Here is a 19,843-nt window from a genome sequence, read left to right as displayed (position 1 = left end):
GGGCGGGGGAAGCCGTCAGTCTAGTACGCGTACCGAACGACGTCCTCGCGCACCTTGGACACGATGCCGCCCCAGTTGCCGTTGGCGTGGTGGTTGTATGCCTCGCCGTCATCACGCAGGGAGACGGAGTGGAAGCTCCACTTCGCACGGCCGTCGCTGCACGCCGCAGTGCCCGTGTTGAGCGTGCCGCCGCAGAACCAGTCGCCCGGGTTGCAGTAGGACCCGTTCCCGTTGCCGGACACACCGCCGGTGGAGTGGTAGGACACCGCCTCGTCGTCCTGGCCGGGGAGGATGCCGGAGTACGCCGTGCCCTTGGCACCGGCGAACATGTAGAACCAGACGTTGCGCGTGGTGTTGTGGTTGAACATGGCGCGCGCCGTCGTGGTGACCAGGTCGCTCACCAGCGGGTCGCTCACCGCCCAGTCGCCGTGGTCCGCCAACTCGCTGCCGCCGCCCGCGCCGGACGCGATGTCCACCCACTTGATGTTCCAGCCCGTCTGCGTGGAACCGTCCGTGTTGCCGCACTCGCCGTTGGCGTTGGGCGCCGCGTTCTTCTTGCTGCGCGCGCTGCCGCCGTACAGCGACAGGGCGTAGCCAATCTGCAGGTCACCCGCGCTGTGCGCGGCGATGTAGCACCAGTTCGTGCCCGTGCAGAAGCAGTCCAGCGCGTTGCGGATCCGGTAGTTCTCCGTGCCGATGCGCTGCGTGCCATTCCAGTTGACCGCCTTCTTGTTCACCCCCGCCGCCGTGCCCGCCGGTCCCCAGTAGCTGAAGTCCGCGTAGTTGCCCGCCTTGGTGTTGTTGCCGTTCTTGCCGTGGATCCACAGGGTGTAGTTGGTCGCGGCGGCTTCGGTGCTCACCAGCAGCGTCGCGGCGGCCACGGCCGCGCCAATCAGCGTCTTCATCGGGGTGTATCTCCTGGGGACTCTCTCAGAGGGATGAGAGGGCTTGCCGCACGGCCGCAAGCCGGGCGAGGGGACAACCACTCTAGGGGTTGTCTTCAATGAAGGCGATAAGCCGAAAGCCCAGGTGATACGGAAAAAAGCTAACGCATTGCGCCGGCCAAAAGTGTCACACCGGGGTATCAAGGACCCCGCTGTTCACGAAGCGCTCCAGTCGTATCAATGCTTCCGGCAGGTTGGCTCGACCCAGGCCCAGACGGAAGTGATTGCCTTCAAAGGCATACACGGTTCCAGGTAACAAAAGCACGCCCTCGCGGGCGATGAGCGCTTCGGTGAAACGACCCACCGGGATGTTTCGCGTCAGACGGGGGAAGGCCACGCTGCCGGCGCGCGGACGCACCCAGCGGAAGGTGTCCGGGTGGCGGGCGAAGAAGGCATCCAGCAACGCGAGGTTCCGGGAGAGCAGGCCCCGGCTGCGCGCGAGCACCTGCTCCCGGGCCTTGAGGGCGATGAGGGACAGCACCTCCGAGGGCGCGCTGTTGCAGAGCGAGGTGTAGTCCTTGAAGGCCCGGCACTTCGCCAGCAGCTCCGCGTCCCGGCACGCGAGCCACCCCACGCGCAGCCCCGCCAGACCGAAGGCCTTGGACATCACGCCCAGGCTCACGCCCTTCGCGAAGCACGACGCCGCGGGCGGCAGCGTGTCCGCCGGGTCGTACTCCAGCAGCCGGTACACCTCGTCGGAGAAGAGGTGGATGCCGCGCGCTTCGCACAGCTCGCACAGGGCCTGGAAGGTGGCGCGGTCCGGCAGCGAGCCCGTGGGGTTGTGGGGGAAGTTCACGACCACCATGCGCGTGTCGGGGCGCAGCGCGGCCTTCAGCGCGTCCAGGTCCAGCGCCCAGCCGTCGGCCTCGCGCAGGGGCAGCAGCGTCACCTCCGCGCCCGTGGCGCGCGCCACCTCGTAGAGGGACTGGTAGCCGGGCCACGTGACGACGGCGTGCGTGCCCGGGCCCAGTTGGACGTTCATCGTCACGAACAGGGCCTCCTGCGCGCCCGCGAAGGTGAGGATGTCGTCGGCCCCAAGGCCCGGGTACACCCCGGCGATGGTCTCGCGCAGCACGGGCAGGCCGGGCGTCTCCGTGTAGCCGAGCGTCAGCTCCTCCCACCGCGTCCGATCCTCCGGGGAGGCGAGCGCCAGCAGGTCCGCCATGCGCCAGCCCTCCACGTCGGAGGCGCACAGCAGGTAGGGCGCGGAGAACTCCCAGCGCGCGAAGTACCGCTCCAGTTCGAAGTCGGGGATGTGCATGACGTCCTCGCGTAGCGCTCGCCTGCCTGCCCGGTGGTGGAGCGGGCCCGTGGGCCTTGCCGGACAGGCGAGCGGACGGGCGTGCCGCCGGGAGCAGCCGGTGACGCATGCATAGCTTGAGTCGCGACCCGTTGAAGCGCTTTCCCACCCCGCTGTGAGTCCCAAGGGAGTTCGCATGGCCTCGACGAAGATTCCCCTCACGCTCCTGGACCCGGACGGCGGCTGGGTGAATGCCCCCGTCCACGTGTCGGAGCTCGATGGACTGCCTGTCCTCCTGCACTTCTGGACCATGGACTGCGAGGACTGCTCCGCGCAGTTCGAGGCCGTGAACCAGTGGGTGGTGGAATACGGGCCGCGCGGGCTGAAGGTGATTGGCGTGGACGTCACCCACTCCGAGACGGAGCTGCGCGACACCAACAAGGTGGAGGGCTTCGCGCGCGAGCACGGCCTGCGCTACCCCATCGCGATGGACGACGGCTCCATGGCGAAGTCGTACGGCGTGGACAAGCACCCGGCCTTCCTCCTGTTTGGCCCGGACGGACTGCTGAAGAACCGCATTGGCGGCAAGGACGCCGTGCGCCGCGTCCGCGCGCTGCTCAAGAACCTGCCCGAGGGAGAGCACGAGCTGACGGGCCAGGTGTCCGACGCCGAAGAGGCGCAGGTACCGGCCAGTCCCTAGCCCCCTGGCGCATCGCCTTCCTCCCCTTCCCTTCTGGAGTCGCACCATGGCTGAACGACGTCACCGCGAGCGCAAGGGCCTCTCCCTCGGAGCATTCGCCGCCGGAGTCGGCGCGGCCGTGGGCCTGGGCCAGATGCTCCGTCCGCGCTACAGCTTCAAGGACCGCACGGTGATCATCACCGGAGGCTCACGGGGCCTGGGGCTGGTGATGGCGCGCCTGCTGCTCAAGGAGGGCGCGCGCGTGGCCATCTGCGGACGCGACAACGAGACGCTCCAGCGGGCCCGCGCGGAGCTGGAGCGCGAGGGCGGCGACGTGCTGGCCGTCCGGTGCGACGTGCGCGACCAGGTGCAGGTGGACGCGATGGTGGGCGCGGTCCATGAGCGCTGGGGCGCGGTGGACGTGCTCATCAACAACGCGGGCATCATCATGGTGGGCCCGCTGGAGTCCATGACCCTGGTGGACTTCGAGGAGGCCATCGACGTCCACCTGTGGGGCCCCCTGTACACGACGCTCGCGGTGACGCCGGACATGAAGCGGCGCGGCGAAGGCCGCATCGTCAACATCTCCTCCATCGGCGGGAAGGTCAGCGTGCCGCACCTGGTGCCGTACTCCGCGAGCAAGTTCGCGCTGGTCGGCCTGTCGGACGGCCTGCGCACGGAGCTGGCCCAGGACGGCATCAAGGTGACGACGGCGTGCCCCGGCCTGATGCGCACGGGCAGCCCGCGCAACGCGTCCTTCAAGGGCGACCACGAGAAGGAGTACGCGTGGTTCCACATCAGTGATTCGACGATGGGCGTGTCGATGGGCGCCGAGCGCGCCGCGCACAAGATTCTTGAAGCCTGCCGTCGCGGGGACGCGGAGGCCCTGGTGGGCATGCCCGCGAAGCTCGCCGCGGCGGGCCGCGCCCTGGCCCCCAACCTCACCGCGCGCGTGCTGGACGCCGTCAACCGCCTGCTGCCCCAGGACAGCAATCCGGACCGCTACCGGGGCAGCGACAGCGAGACACCCCTCTCCCGTTCGTGGCTTACGGAGATGAGCCGCCGCGCGGCGGAGCGCAACAACGAGAACGAGGTGTCCCTGCACTGAAGGCCGGGACACCCCGCCGTTCCTTGACGCCTACGCCTTGCCGTCCATCTCCGCCAGCTCCATGCGCCAGTGGCCCCGGTGCTCATACGCCTGGGCCAACTGGTCGTTGAGCGCGGCGAGCATCTTCACGTTGCCGTCCTGCTCGTAGCCCTTGAGGGCCTCCTCGCAGGCGGGCACGCGCGTGAGGAACGTCTTCAGCGCGTCCAGGCTCAATTCCTTCACATACATCCCGTACCCCAGCTTCTCCAGGTACAGGGCATTGAGCACCTGTTCGAACTGGCCTCCCACCGGGATGCTCAACAGCGGCTTGTGCAGGTAGACGGCTTCGCTCATCAGCGTGTAGCCGCCGCCCGCGACCACCGCGCGCGCCGTGCGCAGGTCGTCGATGAAGCCCGCCTCGCTGAAGGGCCGGTAGGTGAGGTTTCCGTCCACCAGGTCCTCCTTCAAATCGCGGCGCAGGCCGTACACGCGGCATGGGACGCCGGACTGCTTGAGGATTTCGGGCAGGTGCGTGTTCGTCGTCGCCGTCTGGTACACGAGCAGGTGCTCGCCGCGCTCCGACTTCGCCGACAGGATTTCCGGCCGGAGGATGGACGGCGCCAGCGTGGTGCGGCGCTTGCGCAGGGGCGGGTAGAAGAACGTCGTCGCCAGGTAGTGGAAGGCGCCGGGCAGCTTCGCCTTCACGATGGCGCGCGTGGCCTCGAAGCTCTCCTCGTGGCCCGCGAGCAGCGACGGCTCATGCTGGCAGCGGTTGATGACCTGCATGTTGTCCACGCTGATGACGGGCAGCCGGTGGTTCTTCGCGAACAGGTAGCTGAACGTCTCGAAGTCGCTCACCACCACGTCCGGCTTGAAGCCCTCCACCAGGTCGAAGTACTGGCGCACGTTCTGCGGCCAGCCCTTCACGGCGCCCTGCAGGTTCTGCAGCACCGTCTGCCACTTCTTCACCGAGTTCCCCTCGTAGGCGATGGTCAGGCCCCAGATGCCGTGCACGTTCTGGAAGCGCTGGGACAGGTAGCTCTGCGCCCGCCCCGACACCACGATGTGGACCTCGTGTTCCTTCGTCAGCGCTTCGAGCAGCACGCGCGAGCGCGTCGCATGGCCCATCCCTTCGCCGACGACCCCGTACAGGATTCGCATGGTCCGGAAGCATACGCGCCAGCGGCCTTCATCGCCCCGTCCCACCCGCGTCGGTGCTAGGCCTCGCGTCCATGACCGCCCTGCCCTCCTCCCGGGGTACCGCCCTCCTGCGCGCCGCGTCGCTCGGGTTGGTCGCCGGCCTGCTCCTGGGCGGGCTCCTGCTGCTCGCCCGGGGCGCGAAGGGCGTCTTCTTCCCGGCGGACTGCACGGGCCTGACCGACCCCGAGTGCCAGTTCACCCGGGAGAGCGACCGCGACCTGGGCCGGGTCCAGACGCTCTCCGGCGGCGCGCTCGTCGCGCTGGGCGCCGCCCTCTTCGCCCTCACACGCCCCCGACCTCCCGTGCCCCCAGCGTCGGGTGGCGACGCGCCACCTCCAGGGTCCGATGACACCAGCGCTTGAGACGTTGAGAGCCTTCATCGGGAAGGCTTTGCCGCGACGCACAAGCAGGCAGGCACCTTTCGCCTTCAGGTCATTTTCGATCAGTGGGTAGAGCTACTAATTACTACTGGCCCGACCATTAGGTTTGGGGGTAGGAGACCGCCTTATGCAGCTCGAATCGTTGAAGATGTTCTGTGACGTGGTCGAGACGGGCTCGTTCTCGCGCGCGGCGCAGCTCAATCACGTGACGCAGTCCGCGGTGAGCCAGCAGATTCGCGCGCTGGAGAACCGGTACGAGCAGAAGCTGCTCTCGCGCAGTGCGCGTCAGGTGACGCCCACGCCGGCGGGCGAGCGCCTGTTCCGGGGCTGCAAGGAGATTCTGGCGCGCTTCGCGGAGGTGGAGCAGGAGATCCGCGAGCAGGCCACGGAGGTCGCGGGCGCCACCACGGTGTCCACCATCTACTCGGTGGGCCTGCACGAATTGAACGTGGTGCAGAAGCAGCTCTTGAAGTCGCACCCCAAGGTCAACATGCGCCTGAACTACCGGCGCAATGATCAGGTCTACGACGACGTGATTCTGGGTGCGGCGGAGATTGGCATCGTGGCCTATCCGCAGCCGCGCGCGGGCGTGGACATCCTGCCGTTCCGCGACGACAAGCTGGCCGTTGTGTGCGCGCCCAACCATACGTTCGCCTCGAAGACGAAGGTGAGCGTCACGGCGCTGTCGGGCGTGCCCTTCATCGCCTTCGACCGCGAAGCGCCCACGCGCAAGGCGTTGGATCGCCTGTTCCGCGAGAAGAACATCGACATCAATCCGGTGATGGAGATGGACAACGTGGAGACCATCAAGCGCGCGGTGGAAATGGGCCTGGGCGTGGCCATCCTCCCGCTCGCCACGGCCCACGCGGAGATCAAGGCGGGCTCGCTGGTCGCGAAGCCCTTCGCCGAGGGGCCGGTGTCGCGCCCCATCGGTCTGCTCATCCGCAAGGGCAAGTACCTGGACCGCGCGTCCGCCGCCGTGCTGGAGGCCTTCAAGCAGGCCGCCCTTCTTCCGCAGGACGACTGACCTCCGCTTCGAAGGCCCTCGCCCGGCGCGCGCTCAGTACATCTTGCGCAGCCGGGCGGCGAAGAAGCCGTCGTAGCCCTCCGGACCCGGCAGCGTGCGCAGCCACGCCTGGGCCAGGGGCAGCTTGAGGCCGGGCAGCACGGGCGGCTCCGCCGTCCACTCCGGGTGGCTGCGCAGGAACATGTCCACCTGGTCCTGCCCCTCCTGCGGCTCGGGCGTGCACACCGCGTACACCAGCAGGCCCCCGGGCGGCACCGCTTCCTGGCAGTTCTCCAGGATGCGCCGCTGGAGCGTGGCCAGCCGGGACACGTCCTCCTCCTTGCGGCGGTAGCGCAACTCCGGGTGCCGGCGCAGCGTGCCCAGGCCCGAACAGGGCGCGTCCACCACCACCGCGTGGAATTCGCCCCAGGCCTCCGGGAACGGCTCCGCGGCGTCGTGCGCGAACGCCTTCAGCCGGCCGGACAGCCCCAGCCGCTGGGCCTCCGCGTCGATCTTCCGCAGCTTGTTGGCGTGCAGGTCCACCGCCACCACGTCGTGCGTCTCCGCCTGATGACAGGCCTTGCCGCCCGGCGCGGCGCACGCGTCCAGCACGCGCGCGGACTCCGGAATCTGGCCGTAGACGCCCACGAGCTGCGCGGCCTCGTCCTGCACCTGCCACAGCCCTTCCGAATAGCCGTACAGGTCCTCCACCTTGCCCACGGGTGGCAGGATGATGCCCACGGGCGAGGACTCCGTGGGGCGCGCGTCCACGCCCACTTCCTTGAGCTGGGCGAGCAGCGCGTCGCGCGTCACCTTGGACGTGTTGGCGCGCACCACCACCGCGGGCGGCAGGTTGTTGGCCACCAGCATCGCTTCGGCGCGCTCGCGGCCGAACTGGCGGATCCACCGCTCCACCAGCCAGCGCGGATGGCTCTCGCGCACGGACAGGTACTCCACCGCGTCCTTCTGGGACGGCAGCGGCGCGGAGGGCAGTTCCGACAGCTTGCGCAGGATGGCGTTGGTGAAGCCCGCCGCGCGCGCGAGGCCCACGTCCTTCAAGGCCTGCACCGTCTCCGCCACGGCGGCCCGCGCGGGCACGCGGGTGTGGAAGAGCTGGTAGGCGCCGATGCGCAGCGCGGCCAGCACCTTGTCCTCCAGCGCGTCCAGCTTGCGGTCCGCGAAGCGGGTGATGGCGTAGTCCAGCGCCATCTGCCGGCGGGTGGCGCCGTAGGTCAGCTCCGTGACGAGCGACGCGTCGCGGGGGTCCTTGGGCGGGTGTTCCGACAGCGCCGTGTCCAGCACGACGTTGAGGTAGGCGTCCGTGGCGCGCACGCGCGCGAGGATGTTGATGGCGAGGGTACGGGCGTTCATCCTTCTTCCAGCCGGGTCATCAAATCCACCAGTTGCTCGTCCGACATCCGCGTCGCGGGCAGATGGGACAGGGTGAGGCTCTGGAGACTGTCCTCCAGGAGGTCGCGGTGGCCACTCTCCGCGGGTTCGCCACGCTGGACCTGCTGATACTTCGCGCGTGCCCAGGTGGCCAGCTCCGCATCACTGAGTCTTCCGGCCAGCCGGTCCGCGATCTTCTGGCGCACCAGCGCCCGGGTGAGCAGGTCCGACGCGGGCGTGGCCCCCGCCTTCGCCGCGCGGCCCAGCGTCTTGCCCGCCTTGCCTTCCGTCTTCGCGTCGGAGGACGTCGTGGACTTGCGGCCCAGCGTCTTCAGGTGGCCGCCCGCCTCCACCGTGCGCGCCAGCGAGCGCGTGGGCGAGGCCAGCGGCGTGGGGTCCGACGTGCCGCCCTTGAGCGGGTGCACCCGGCCCACCAGCTTGGGCGTCGGCCGCGTCGTCCCCTCCGACGGAGCGCCCTTGCCCTTGCGCCGGCCCAGCGTCTTCACGGGGCCCGGGATGGCGGGGTTGAAGATGCCGCTCGCGAAGGTCTCCAGCGCCTGGAGGTAGGGGTCGAAGCCGTGCAGCCCCAGCACCTGCATCGCGCACGCCTCCGCGACGATGGACTCGCGCGCGGGGGGCTTGAGCAGCACCTCGATGGCGGGCAGGCCCACCGCCTCCAGCGCTTCCTTCAGCGCGTAGGACGTGAAGTAGCCCGCCGGGTTGATGACGATGCCCTCCACGTGCTTGCGCTCGGCGTGCAGCGTGTCGATGAGGACGCCCTCATGGTTGGACTGGACGATCTTCAGCTCCAGGCCCAACGCCTTCGCCTTCTCACGAAGGGCCGCGTCGAGGTCCGACAGACGGCCCCCCGCGACGTCCTCCAGCTCGCCCAGGAGGTTGAGGTTCGGTCCGTGCAACACCAGCAGCTTCATGCCCATCGATGGAGACTCCCTAGGCTTCGATGATTCCATGGGGCGCTCGGGGCGCGCTCATGACGAAAACGGCTGACTGCCCGGTTGCAGTTTGTGGCCAGAAAGAAAGTCGGACGCGCGCATCACGCGCTTGCCCTCTGGCTGGACATCCAGGAAGACGAGCGAGCCCTCGCCACACGCCACCTCGATGCCCTCCGGCCCCGCGGACAACACCGTGCCGGGCTCACCTTTTCCCGAGGCGGGCCGCATGTGGTGCACCTTGAAGACCTTGCCCGACAGCAGCGTGTACGCGCCGGGCCACGGCGTGAAGGCCCGCAGGCGCCGGTCCAGCTCCACCGCGGACTTCGTGAAGTCCAGCTTCGCGTTCTCCTTGTCGATGATGGGCGCCAGCACCATGCCCTCGGACGGCTGGGGCGTGGGGGTCAGCTCCCCGCTCAGGTAACGTGGAAGCGATTCGCGGAGCAGCTCTCCACCCAGCGCGGCCAGCTTCGGGTACAGCGTGGCGCTCGTCTCATCCGGGGCGATGGGCAGCCGCTTCGTCGCCAGCATGGGGCCCGTGTCCAGGCCTTCGTCCATCACCATCAGCGTCACGCCCGTCTCCGTGTCGCCGTGCGCGATGGCCCACTGGATGGGCGCGGCGCCCCGGAAGCGCGGCAGGAGCGACCCATGCACGTTGACGCAGCCCTTCACCGGCAGGGCCAGCAGGTCCTTGGGCAATATCTTTCCGTAGGCCGTCACCACGCAGACGTCGGGCGCGTACTGGCGCAGCTCCTCCACGAAGGGCGGCGTGCGCAGCTTCTGCGGCTGGAGCACCGGGAGGCCCTTCTCCAGCGCGCGCTCCTTCACGGGCGACGCGATGGGGGCGCCGCTGCGGCCCTTGGGCTTGTCCGGCTGGGTGACGACGGCCACGACGTCACCCACGTCGAAGCAGGCCTCCAGCGAGGCCACGGCGAACTCGGGCGTGCCCATGAAGACGATGCGGGGTCGGCTCATTGTGAAGGGAGTCCCTTGGGGAAGAGGGGGCGTGGTTTTCAGGCCACGGACTTGAAGGTGGCGGGCGGCGCGGACGTGTCCACCGCCTGCCGCTTGCGGGCGCGCAGGGACTCCAGCGTGGCCAGGGCCTCGCGGGCCTCGGGCGTGGCGCCCAGGTCCTTGAGCACCGACAGCGCCTGCTCCAGCGCCAGGGCCTCGTCGGCCTCGCGCTGACGGATGCGGTCCACCGCTTCGCTGAAGCGCCCGAAGAAGGCCCGCAGTTCGTCCTTGCGACGCAAGGGGCGCAGGCGCGGATAGCGGCCGGCCGCGAGCGCCGCGACGTAGAGGCTCATCACGTGAACGGGCCCTGCCACACGGTGCGTGAAGAGCAGGCCGAACAGGCCCAGCGCGATGCCCATGCCCACGGTGCCCACGCCGGTGAGCCACCAGAGCGTTTCCACGCCTGACAGCCCGCCTTCGGCGGACATCCGCAGCACCTGGTTCGCGAGCACGCCGAACAGCAGCATGCTCCCCGCCCCCATCCCCGTGAGCAGCAGGATGTATTTGAGCTGGAACTCCCGGTCGAGCAGGTACGTCCGACGCAGGATGTTCGGACGCGACGCGTTACGACTGTCTTCAGCGAGGGCCATGTCGTTGACCAGCGTACCCCAGGAGTCGCTGGAGGTTTGCGTCCTTCGACACGTCGGGTCTACACCCGACGGCAGCGCAGACTTTTGGACGCAAAGGAGCCCCATGCCCATGTCCCGCTCATTCGTCGCCCTGTCCCTTGCGGTGTCCTGCCTCACTCTAGGTGGCTGCACGAAGCAGGACCCGAAGACGCCGGAGTACTGGCAGTCCAGTCTGGAGGGGGCCAAACGCCCGGATGACCGCGTGCGAGTCATTGAGTCGATGCGCACGTCGGGCAACGTGAACGAGGCGTTCCTGCCCTTCCTCCACGCGCGGCTGGCCTCCGAGCGCAAGCCGGAGGTGAAGGCGGCGGTGGCGCGGACGCTGGGGGACTTGCACCACCCCTCCTCGCTGGAGCCGCTGACGGCGGCCATTGATCCGTCCGCCAGCGATTCGTCCGAACAACAGGTGAACAAGGCGATTGTCGGCGCGCTGGGGAAAATCGGGGATGCGCGCGCGGTGCCGTCGCTGGTGCCGCTCTTGCGCAACAAGGACAACTACACGCGCATCGAGGCCGTGCAGGTGCTGGGGGCGCTGAAGGCGAAGCCGGCGGTGGATTCGCTCATCGCGATGGCGACGGACGAGGCCGCGGAGCCCTTCCTCAACAAGAAGGCCATCGAGGCGCTGGGGCAGATTGGCGACCCGCGCGCCATCCCCGCGCTGCTGCGCACGCTGACGAAGGAGCGCCGGGGCGTGTCCTTCTACGTGGAGAGCAGCTTCGCGCTGTACCAGATGGGCGCGCCCGCGGCGGATGCGCTCCTGCCGGCGCTGGAGGGCAAGGACGCGGAGCTGCTCAACTGGGCGAAGGCCCAGGGCGTCAACCCGGCCAGCTACCCGATGAAGGTCGCGCAGGTGCTGGGGGACTTGAGGGAGAAGCGCGCGGTGGCGCCGCTGGTGAAGCAACTGTCGTTCTCACATTCGGATCCGCAGATTCAGGCGCTGGTGCGGATGCAGGCGGCGGATTCGCTCGGGCGGATGAGGGCCCCGGAGGCGGTGAAGCCGCTCTCGGCGCTCGTGTCGGAACCGGACCCCACGGTGCGGGATGTCTATGTGCGAGCGCTCTCGCTGGTGGGCAGCCGCGACGCGCTCCCCGCGCTGGAGAAGGCGGCGGGCAGCCCGGACTGGTACGCGCGGGAGGTGGCCTTGAAGGGCATCGCGCTCCTGGGGGATGCGCGTGAGCAGCCGATGCTCGCGAAGCTGGCCGCGGCGGAGCCCGCGCGGACGGCGTCCGACTGCAAGGTGACGGGCGAGGAAGGCTGCGAGGACGCGGCGGCGCTGGGCAAGAAGCGCGCGGACCTGATTTTGGGCCATGGCGCGGTGCTGGAGGCGGCGCAGGCCTGTACCGGCGACGCGGGCTGCTGGTCGCAGCGGCTGCCCAAGGCGGACGCGGTGATGCTGGAGCGCGCGGCGCTGGAGCTGGGACGTTCGGGCGCGGCGGACCAGGGCCCGACGCTGGCCACGCGGCTCACCGAGAAGAACACCGAGGCGCGCGCCACGGTCATCCAGGCGGTGGACTGGCTGACGGATGAGCCCTCCGCGGCGAAGAAGCTGCGCGAGGCGTCGCTGCCCGCGATGCGCAAGCAGTTGGAGGACGAGAAGGGCAACACGAACTTCGTGCGCGTCAACGAGGACCTGCGCCGGCTGCTGATCAAGCTGGAACGGGCCTGACGTCGGCCTCCGCCGCGCGCAGCGCCGGTGGCATGCGCTCCACCGCGTGGTGGAGCACGCCCAACTGCCGCACCAACCGCGACACCTGCGTGCGCTCCAGCGCGTCCACGCCTTCCACCGGAGGCGCCTCGCGCTTGAGCCCACCTGGCACGCGGCGCGCCACCAGCGCCGAAGCCAGCTCCTCCAGCGCGTCCGACGCATAGCGCACCACCGGCCCCAGGTCCGACTGCGCATGCCAGGCCCGACTCGCGGCCAGCGCCGTCACCGCCGCCGTGAAGCGCCGCGCGAAGGTGATGAGCGCCATGCCCGGCTCCAGCTCCTTCGCCGGCCCCTTCCACTCGCTGAGCAGCCGCTGGAAGGACGCCTCCGCCGACAACAGCGCCACGCCCACCTTGCGCCGCGCCTCGCGCAGGGCCGGCTCCGTGGGCACCGGCGTCCGCGCCACCTCCCGCAGGTAGTCCCGGTCCGCCCGCAGCACGGAGGCCACCTCCTCCGGGAAGCGCGCGTGTTCGGGACTCGGCCACAACAACCGCATGCCCACCAGCGCCAGCGCTCCGCCCAGCAGCGTGTTGAAGATGCGCACGCCGGCAAGCTGCCAGTCCCCCGTCTGGATCTCCGCGAGCAGCACCAGCGCGGGCGCCAGCAGCACCTGGAAGACGGTGAAGTTCAACGGCCGCACGCTCACCGACACGCAGATGAGCACCACGATGGCCACGAGCATCAGCCACCGCGCGGGCAGCATGTGCACGAGCCCCATCGCCAGCACGCTGCCCACCAGCGTGCCCGCCACGCGTTGCAGCCCCTTCTCCATCGTGAGGCCCGCGTACGGTTGCAGCACGACGATGACGGTGATGGTCACCCAGTACCAGTGGTCGAGCCCCAGCCCCTCCGCCACCGCCGTCGCCACCGTCGCGGTGAGGCCCAGTCGCAGCGCATGCCGGAAGACCACGGACTTCGGCGTCAGGTGGTCGCCCAGCACCGCCCACCAGGAGCGCTCATGGCCCGGCTCCGCAGCGAAGGGCTTCGTGTCGCGCTCGGGCAGGGGCCCGCCGCGCTCCAGCCGGGAGGCCACGTCCAACGCCACCGCGCTGTGCTCGCGCAGGCGCCCCAGCAGGCCCGCGACGTGCGCGTACTGTGAACGCGCCGGCTCCGGCGGACCGCCCGCCTGGACCACCCGGGTCACCCCTTCCGCGTCCCAGGCGGCCGGCACCGGCACCGTGCCCCGCACCAGCGCGCCCACCACGCCCCGCAGGTCCACCGCCAGCGACCGCAGCGCGCGCTGCGCCTCCAGGCGGGCTTCGCGGCAGGCCCCGTCGCGCGGCGCCTCGTCCAGCGACTCCGACATCGCGGTGAGCAGCAGCGACAGCGCGTCCGCGTCCTCCAGCAACACCAGCAGGTGCTCGCCGCGTCCGCTCTCCTCCTGCCGCCCCTGCCGCGTGGCCCCCAGCGTGGCGCGCGCCGTCTCCAGCGACTGCCGCATGCGAGCCGCCCGCTGCACGGACTCCCACGTCCCCACCCGGGACGGCCCCTCCAGCGGCCAGTCCGCCACCGCCTCCGCGCCGCTCGCCAGTTCCTCGTAGCAGGTGGCGATGGCGAGCCGCGCCGGGCGGTAGGGCCTCAGCGGCCACAACACCAGCGACAGGAACATGGACCACAGGCCACCCGCCACGAAGAACGCCGCCTGCATCAGCACGGCCTCCGGGCCGCGCGCGGGCAGGGCCAGCGACACCACGAACAGGTTCGCCAGCAGCATGCCCAGGATGCCCGGCGTGTCCCCGAAGCTGCGCGCGAAGCCGCACGCCGTCACCCACAGGAACGTCAGCGCCACGTCCACCCACAAGGGACTCGGCAGCGCGATGATGAAGCCCACCAGCGCGCCCAGCACCGTCATCGCGCCCATCGCCTGGGCCCGGGTGCGGTACGGCCCGCCCTTGTCCACCAGCGCCACGAACAGGCCCGCCATGCCCGCCCATGACGCCTGCGGCAGTTGCAAGAGGGCGGAGACCAGCAGCGGGACGCCCAACGCCAGCCCCGTGCGCAGCCCCGCCGCCACCGCGGGTCGGCCCGGCTGGAAACGGAAGAGGCCGGCGACGTGACGCGGCAGGTGTCCCCGGGCTGAACGCCCACGAGGCGCCACCCACCCTTGCGCCGGCTCGCCCTCCTCCCCGCGCATCCTCGCCGCTCCTCCCCTGGCCAGAGTCCCTGGGGAAGATGGGACGCGCGGGCACTTCGGGCCGCCCCCGCCTGCCCGCATGCTCCGCGGGCGAGCGGGTGCCAGCCGTCGCTTCAGCTTCGCTGCGCGTAGTACTCGACGATGAACGGCTCGTTCACGTCCACGGGGATCTCCTCACGCTCCGGCAGACGCACGAAGCGCATCCCCTCTCCCGAACCCAGCACCTGCACGTAGGCGGGCACCTGACGGGACTTCATCCGGCTGAAGGCGTCCTGCACCGCCGTCAGCTTCAGGTGCGCGGGATGGAAGCGCACCTCGTTGCCCGGCTTGAGGCGGATGCTGGGGATGTCCGCGTTGCGGCCATCCACCTGGAAGTAGCCGTGGCGCACGAACTGCCGCGCCTGACGGATGCTCGTCGCCAGGCCCGCGCGCAGCACCAGCGCGTCCAGCCGGCTCTCCAGCAACTGCATCAGCACCTTGCCGGTGTTGCCCGGCGACCGGCGCGCTTCCAGGAAGGCGCTGCGGCACTGCTTCTCCAGCAGGCCGTAGTACAGCTTCAGCTTCTGCTTCTCCCGCAGCCGCTGCGCGAAGTCGCTCACCGACGTGCGCGCCGTCGCGCCGTGCTGACCGGGCGGATACGGCCGCCGCAACACGGGGTCCTTGTCGGGGTCCTTCGCGCTGATGCGCGAAAGGGGGATGCCCAACCGCCGACACATCTTCCCTCGCGGTCCCAGTTCACGTGCCACGGCGTGTCCTCCGTCCTACCTGTTGGCTCGAGCCAAGTTGAAGTTGATAATCACTATCAATTTCAATAACCGCAAAGGAGGCGGGCGGTCAAGCTTCCAGCCACTGGGGGTGGGTGGACGGCGGGCCGGGAAGCGCTCGAAAATGAACCGAAATACAGCCCCGCGGGGTCACCTCCCTACCGGTCGGAAGGTTCTCTGCGGGAAATGTGGGACGAAAGCTTCACCAATAAAATCATCAACTTAAAGCACCAATCCCCCTGTCAGGATTCAGCCCACACGCAACCTTCGGGCGGCTGACACGAGAATCAATTTGTAAGTCTTCTTCCCCCCGAGAAAACCACCATGGCTCTTCGCACCGACCTCTCGAAGCCCGCCGTCATCCCGGCCCAGCGCACCGACACCAAGGCGACGAACACCGTCGCGAAGCCCGCGGGCCCGGTGGGCATGAGCTCGCAGTCCAGCTTCAGCACCGGCGCGCCCAGCAAGGCGAAGGCGACGGTCGCGCTGAACGGCGTGGGCACGAAGGTGACGCCGGGCCCGGTGGACCTGAGCAGCCCCCAGGCGCAGCAGGCCGTGCAGCAGACCGTGTCGTACGTGAACCAGAAGAACCCGCAGCTGTCCGGCATCACCGGCGGCGCGTCGTTCTCTCCCCGATCCGTGGAGCGCGACCAGTTGGGCATGACGCACGTGCGCCTGGACCGCATGCACGAGGGCGTGAAGGTCTCCGGTGAGCAGGTCATCGGCCACCTGGACGCGAAGGGCCAGTTCGACAGCCTCACGGGCAACGTGTCCGACATCCCGGTGGGCCTGGGCAAGGCGCCCACGAAGCTGACCGCGAAGGACGCGCTGGCGACGGCGCAGAAGGACTTCAACGGCACCACGACGCGCCAGCCCACCGTGGAGCGCGAAATCGTGAAGGGCAAGGACGGCCAGTACCGCGCGGCCTTCCACGTGACGCTGACGGACACGTCGGTGGGCAACGGCAAGGAGCCCCGCTCGATGAACTACTTCATCGACGCGAACACCGGCGAGTCCATCAAGCAGTTCAACACCATCAGCCACGCGGAGCGCCCGGGCGCCACCCGCGCGGGCGGCAGCTCGGCGCCGTCGAAGACGCCCGCCCCCACCACCGGTGACACGGGCCGGGGCACGGGCGTCGTGGACGACACGACGATGTACAGCGGCAAGGTGGACCTCTCCACGACGAAGAACAAGGACGGCACGTTCTCGCTGGAGGACAAGACGCGCGGCAAGGGCATCGTGACGTACGACGCGAAGAACCTGGAGAACGCGTCGGGCACCACGGGCTTCACCGACAAGAACGACGTCTGGGGCGAGAAGACCGACCCCGCGCGCGCCGCCACCGCCGTGGACGCGCACTACGGCGCGGAGATGACGTACGACTTCTACAAGGACATCCTCGGCCGCGACTCCATCGACGGCAAGGGTGAGAAGCTCGTCTCCTACGTGCACACCGACAAGAACCTGGTGAACGCGTTCTGGGACGGCGAGAAGATGAGCTACGGCGACGGCGACGGGAAGGACTCCGGCCCGCTCACCACGCTGGACATCGCCGGCCATGAAATCAGCCACGGCCTCACCGAGCGCACCGCGGGCCTGGAGTACGAGGGCGAGTCCGGCGGCCTCAATGAGTCCTTCAGCGACATCATGGGCGCGGGCGTGGAGTGGTACGCCAGCCAGAAGAACAGCGCGGTGAAGTCCGACTGGGCCGTGGGCGAGGACGCGTGGACGCCCAAGAACGGCGACAACACGGACGCCCTCCGCTACATGAACGACCCGACGTCGGACGGGTACTCCATCGACAACTACAAGAACTACCCGAAGATGACGGAAGTCCACGGCTCCAGCGGCATCGCCAACAACGCCTTCTACCTGCTCACCGAGGGCGGCAAGAACAAGACGTCCGGCCTGGAAGTGAAGGACGGCATCGGCATGGAGAAGAGCCTGAAGATCTTCGGCCGCGCCCTCACCACGTACATGACGCCGCAGACGAACTTCTCCGAGGCCCGCGCCGCCACCGTGAAGTCCGCCACCGACCTGTACGGCAAGGACTCCGTCGAAGTGAAGAAGGTCCAGGACGCCTGGACCGCCGTCGGCGTGAAGTAGTCGCTCTCGCTTCAAGGCCCGGACGGGCCTTCCCCCTCCCGTCCGGGCCTGTCGTTCCCTGCGTCAACGCCTCACTGCTTCGCCATCGCCGCTTTCTGTTCCGACTTCGCGTCGCGGAGGTGCTTGCCGGAGACGTCCACCGTCACCTGGAAGAGCGTGCCGGTGAATTCGAAGGGCGCGGCGTAGAGCTTGCTCACGGAGGAGCTCTCATCCCGGCCGCACGTCAGTCCCTCCCCCAGGCTGAGGATGAGCGGCATGGTGGCGGTGATGTCGCTCTGGGCCACCAGGTCGTCGTTGATGTAGAGCCGGCCCCGTCCGGGCGCGCCCCGCCCCGCCTTCAGGTCGGGCTTGCCAGTGGGCTCGAAGGAGAACTTCAACTCCGAGCGCCCCTGCGGCACCTCCACTGCGGACTCGATGTGGAACTCCTGTTCGCCGACGAAGTTGTAGACGTAGTGCAGCTTCCCGTCCTGGACGAAGAAGGTGTAGCCGCCGGTGAGGCCGCCGTGGCACAGCAGCACCCCTTCCGCCTCGCCGCTCAGGTCCACCTCGGCGGTGATGGTGTGGGGGCGGTTGAGCACGTGAACGGCCACGTTCTCTGGCGTGGGTGAAGTGCGCGGGCGGTACACGTAGCGCTTGCGGTCCTGCGTGATCTGCGGTCGCTCCTGCGCGAACACGGCGCGCGTCGGCGATGCGAGTGGCAGCACCTGATAGCGCCCGGCCTCCGTGTACCAGAGGGCGATCATCTCGATGAGCTTGCCCCGGTGCTCCTCCGCCACGTTCTTCGTCTCGGAGGCGTCCTCGGAGACGCGGTACAGCTCCCAGCCCTGCGCATCCAGCTCGCGCAGCCGGTCCTCGGTGAGCGTCGATTCGCCGAAGCCCTCCCCCGCCTCCGTGAAGGACGGCCCGGGGAACGGACACACCGCGCGCCAGCCGTCATGGTAGAGCGCGCGGTTGCTGAACATCTCGAAGTACTGGGTGTGGTGCCGGCTCTCCGCGTTCCCGTCGTTGAACGTGTGCTTGAAGCTGACGCCTTCGATGGGGGACTGGGTGACGCCCCGGATTTCATCCAGCGGCTCCAGCCCCAGGCAGTCCAGCACCGTGGGCACCATGTCGATGGCGTGCGCGTACTGCGCGCGCACCTCGCCCTTCGCCTGGATGCCCTTGGGCCAGTGGACGAGGAACGGGTCGGTGGTGCCGCCCCGGTACACCTCGCGCTTCCAGCGGCGGAACGGCGTGTCCCCCGCCCAGGCCCAGCCCCACGGGTAGTGGTTGAAGTACTTCGGCCCGCCCAGCTCGTCGATCGCCGCCAGGTTCTGCGCGAGCGACTCCGGCGTGTTGTTGAAGAACTTCAGCTCGTTCACCGAACCGTGCGGACCGCCCTCCGCGCTGGCGCCGTTGTCGGACAGCACCATGATGAGCGTGTTGTCCAACTGCCCCGTGTCCTCCAGGAACTTCAGCAGCCGCCCGATGTGATGGTCCGTGTGCTCCAGGTAGCCCGCGAACACCTCCATCATCCGGGCATAGAGGCGCTTCTCCTCTGGGGGCAGCGCTTCCCAATCCTGCACGTCGGGATCATGGCGGGACAACTGCGTGCCCTTGGGCAGCACTCCCATCTCCAACTGCTTCTGGAACACCCGCTGCCGGTACGCGTCCCAGCCGTCGTCGAACTGCCCCGCGTAGCGGTCCGCCCACTCCTTTGGCACGTGGTGGGGGGCGTGCATGGCGCCCGTGGCGAAGTAGAGGAAGAAGGGCTTGTCGGGCGCGACCTGCTTGGTGTCAGCGATGCAGTCGATGGCCTTGTCCACGAGGTCCGGCGTGAGGTGGTAGCCCTCCTCCGGCGTCGCGGGCGCGCGGATGGCATGGTTGTCGTGGACGAGGTCCGGGTAGTACTGGTGGGTGTCCCCGCCCAGGAAGCCGTAGAAGCGCTCGAAGCCGCGACCCAGCGGCCAGCGCGAGTACGGCCCGGCGGCGCTCGTCTGCTCCGCGGGGGCCAGGTGCCACTTGCCCACGGCATACGTGTTGTAGCCGGCTTCCATCAGCATCTCGGAGAGGAAGCCGTTCTCGAACGGGATGGTGCCGTTGTAGCCGGGGTAGCCGAGCGACGTCTCCGTGATGGTGCCCATCCCGTTGGAGTGGTGGTTGCGCCCGGTGAGGATGCACGAGCGCGTGGGCGAGCACAGCGCGGTGGTGTGCATGTTGTTGTAGAGCAGCCCTCCTTTCGCCAGCCGGTCCAGGTTCGGCGTGCGGATGGGCGATCCGTAGCAGCCCAGGTGCCCGAAGCCCGTGTCGTCCAGGATGATGAACAGGACGTTGGGCGCGCCGGGCTTCGAGCGCAGCGGCGAAGGCCATGCGGGAGAAGACTGCTCCCAGGTGCGACCGATGACACCGGGAAAGGGTCTGCCGGGTTTGTATTCCTTGAGGGACATGAGCGGACGCGCCTCCACGCGAAGCGAAGCCCCGCCTGGCCGCCCGGGACTTACGGGCACGCCGACGGTGACCTCGTGAACGAGAGGTGCTCAGTCCCGGGGGAGGATGGACCTGCCCTCCAGGCGGAGCCGGGCGGCCCCGGCCCCGTCTGCCTCCTTCCGTCACGATGGGCGCAGGATGCCCATC

General features: G+C 69.2%; 16 protein-coding genes. 6 read left to right on the top strand and 10 right to left on the bottom strand.

Going from position 1 to position 19,843, the window contains the following annotated elements:
• Positions 1–20 precede the first annotated feature (20 nt).
• Both D7V88_RS10635 and D7V88_RS10630 read right to left on the bottom strand, forming a co-directional pair.
• The gene (locus D7V88_RS10635) at positions 21–905 is read right to left on the bottom strand and encodes a hypothetical protein (RefSeq protein ID WP_120540509.1); all 885 of its coding nucleotides are present in this window, start codon (positions 903–905) and stop codon (positions 21–23) included.
• Positions 906–1,071: 166 nt separating this feature from the next.
• The gene (locus D7V88_RS10630; RefSeq protein ID WP_120540508.1) at positions 1,072–2,205 is read right to left on the bottom strand and encodes an aminotransferase class I/II-fold pyridoxal phosphate-dependent enzyme; all 1,134 of its coding nucleotides are present in this window, start codon (positions 2,203–2,205) and stop codon (positions 1,072–1,074) included.
• 175 nt (positions 2,206–2,380) lie between these two features.
• Between D7V88_RS10630 and D7V88_RS10625 the strand changes: the two genes are divergently transcribed.
• Together D7V88_RS10625 and D7V88_RS10620 are read left to right on the top strand one after the other, a co-directional pair.
• Positions 2,381–2,884: a peroxiredoxin family protein gene (locus D7V88_RS10625; RefSeq protein WP_120540507.1), complete on the top strand. Its 504-nt coding sequence runs from the start codon at positions 2,381–2,383 to the stop codon at positions 2,882–2,884.
• Between the two features lie 46 nt (positions 2,885–2,930).
• Positions 2,931–3,971 carry an SDR family NAD(P)-dependent oxidoreductase gene (locus D7V88_RS10620; protein ID WP_120540506.1) on the top strand — a complete coding sequence of 347 codons (1,041 nt, stop codon included), beginning with the start codon at positions 2,931–2,933 and terminating at the stop codon, positions 3,969–3,971.
• Positions 3,972–4,001: 30 nt separating this feature from the next.
• Here the strand turns inward: D7V88_RS10620 and D7V88_RS10615 are convergent, their stop codons facing one another.
• Positions 4,002–5,111, bottom strand: coding sequence for an MJ1255/VC2487 family glycosyltransferase (locus D7V88_RS10615; protein ID WP_120540505.1), 1,110 nt, complete (start codon positions 5,109–5,111; stop codon positions 4,002–4,004).
• A 71-nt stretch (positions 5,112–5,182) separates the two neighbouring features.
• Here D7V88_RS10615 and D7V88_RS10610 point away from each other — a divergent pair, with 71 nt between their 5' ends.
• Complete coding sequence (locus D7V88_RS10610) at positions 5,183–5,512, top strand: hypothetical protein (protein WP_120540504.1); 330 nt, start codon at positions 5,183–5,185, stop codon at positions 5,510–5,512.
• Between the two features lie 145 nt (positions 5,513–5,657).
• Positions 5,658–6,557, top strand: a complete 900-nt coding sequence (locus D7V88_RS10605) for a LysR family transcriptional regulator (protein WP_120540503.1) — start codon at positions 5,658–5,660, stop codon at positions 6,555–6,557.
• Between the two features lie 33 nt (positions 6,558–6,590).
• On the opposite strand, the gene rsmB is transcribed toward D7V88_RS10605, so the two are convergent.
• From rsmB to D7V88_RS10585, 4 genes are read right to left on the bottom strand one after another with little or no spacing between them, the layout of a single operon-like run.
• Positions 6,591–7,907 carry a 16S rRNA (cytosine(967)-C(5))-methyltransferase RsmB gene (gene rsmB, locus D7V88_RS10600; RefSeq protein WP_120540502.1) on the bottom strand — a complete coding sequence of 439 codons (1,317 nt, stop codon included), beginning with the start codon at positions 7,905–7,907 and terminating at the stop codon, positions 6,591–6,593.
• The gene (locus tag D7V88_RS10595; RefSeq protein WP_208726213.1) at positions 7,904–8,863 is read right to left on the bottom strand and encodes a type II 3-dehydroquinate dehydratase; all 960 of its coding nucleotides are present in this window, start codon (positions 8,861–8,863) and stop codon (positions 7,904–7,906) included. The genes rsmB and D7V88_RS10595 overlap by 4 nt, the downstream gene beginning before the upstream one ends.
• A gap of 51 nt (positions 8,864–8,914) precedes the next feature.
• A complete protein-coding gene (gene fmt, locus D7V88_RS10590; protein WP_120540501.1) occupies positions 8,915–9,850 on the bottom strand; it encodes a methionyl-tRNA formyltransferase in 936 nt (311 codons plus the stop codon).
• Between the two features lie 38 nt (positions 9,851–9,888).
• Positions 9,889–10,479, bottom strand: coding sequence for a signal protein (locus D7V88_RS10585; protein ID WP_120540500.1), 591 nt, complete (start codon positions 10,477–10,479; stop codon positions 9,889–9,891).
• A 109-nt stretch (positions 10,480–10,588) separates the two neighbouring features.
• Here D7V88_RS10585 and D7V88_RS10580 point away from each other — a divergent pair, with 109 nt between their 5' ends.
• On the top strand, positions 10,589–12,184 hold the full coding sequence (locus tag D7V88_RS10580) for a HEAT repeat domain-containing protein (RefSeq protein ID WP_120540513.1): 1,596 nt from the start codon (positions 10,589–10,591) through the stop codon (positions 12,182–12,184).
• Here the strand turns inward: D7V88_RS10580 and D7V88_RS10575 are convergent.
• Together D7V88_RS10575 and rpsD are read right to left on the bottom strand one after the other, a co-directional pair.
• Positions 12,165–14,357 carry an FUSC family protein gene (locus tag D7V88_RS10575; RefSeq protein ID WP_120540499.1) on the bottom strand — a complete coding sequence of 731 codons (2,193 nt, stop codon included), beginning with the start codon at positions 14,355–14,357 and terminating at the stop codon, positions 12,165–12,167. The two genes, D7V88_RS10580 and D7V88_RS10575, sit on opposite strands and share 20 nt — an antisense overlap.
• A 113-nt stretch (positions 14,358–14,470) precedes the next feature.
• Positions 14,471–15,103 carry a 30S ribosomal protein S4 gene (gene rpsD / locus D7V88_RS10570; protein WP_120540498.1) on the bottom strand — a complete coding sequence of 211 codons (633 nt, stop codon included), beginning with the start codon at positions 15,101–15,103 and terminating at the stop codon, positions 14,471–14,473.
• 342 nt (positions 15,104–15,445) lie between these two features.
• Here rpsD and D7V88_RS10565 point away from each other — a divergent pair, with 342 nt between their 5' ends.
• Positions 15,446–17,230 carry a M4 family metallopeptidase gene (locus D7V88_RS10565; protein WP_120540497.1) on the top strand — a complete coding sequence of 595 codons (1,785 nt, stop codon included), beginning with the start codon at positions 15,446–15,448 and terminating at the stop codon, positions 17,228–17,230.
• Positions 17,231–17,301: 71 nt separating this feature from the next.
• On the opposite strand, the gene D7V88_RS10560 is transcribed toward D7V88_RS10565, so the two are convergent.
• Positions 17,302–19,656 (bottom strand): arylsulfatase, encoded by a 2,355-nt coding sequence (locus tag D7V88_RS10560; protein WP_120540496.1) that lies wholly within the window; start codon positions 19,654–19,656, stop codon positions 17,302–17,304.
• Positions 19,657–19,843: the final 187 nt, after the last annotated feature.

This window comes from Corallococcus terminator, assembly GCF_003611635.1.
Lineage (GTDB): Bacteria > Myxococcota > Myxococcia > Myxococcales > Myxococcaceae > Corallococcus > Corallococcus terminator.
This window is presented reverse-complemented; position numbering and strand designations above follow the sequence as displayed.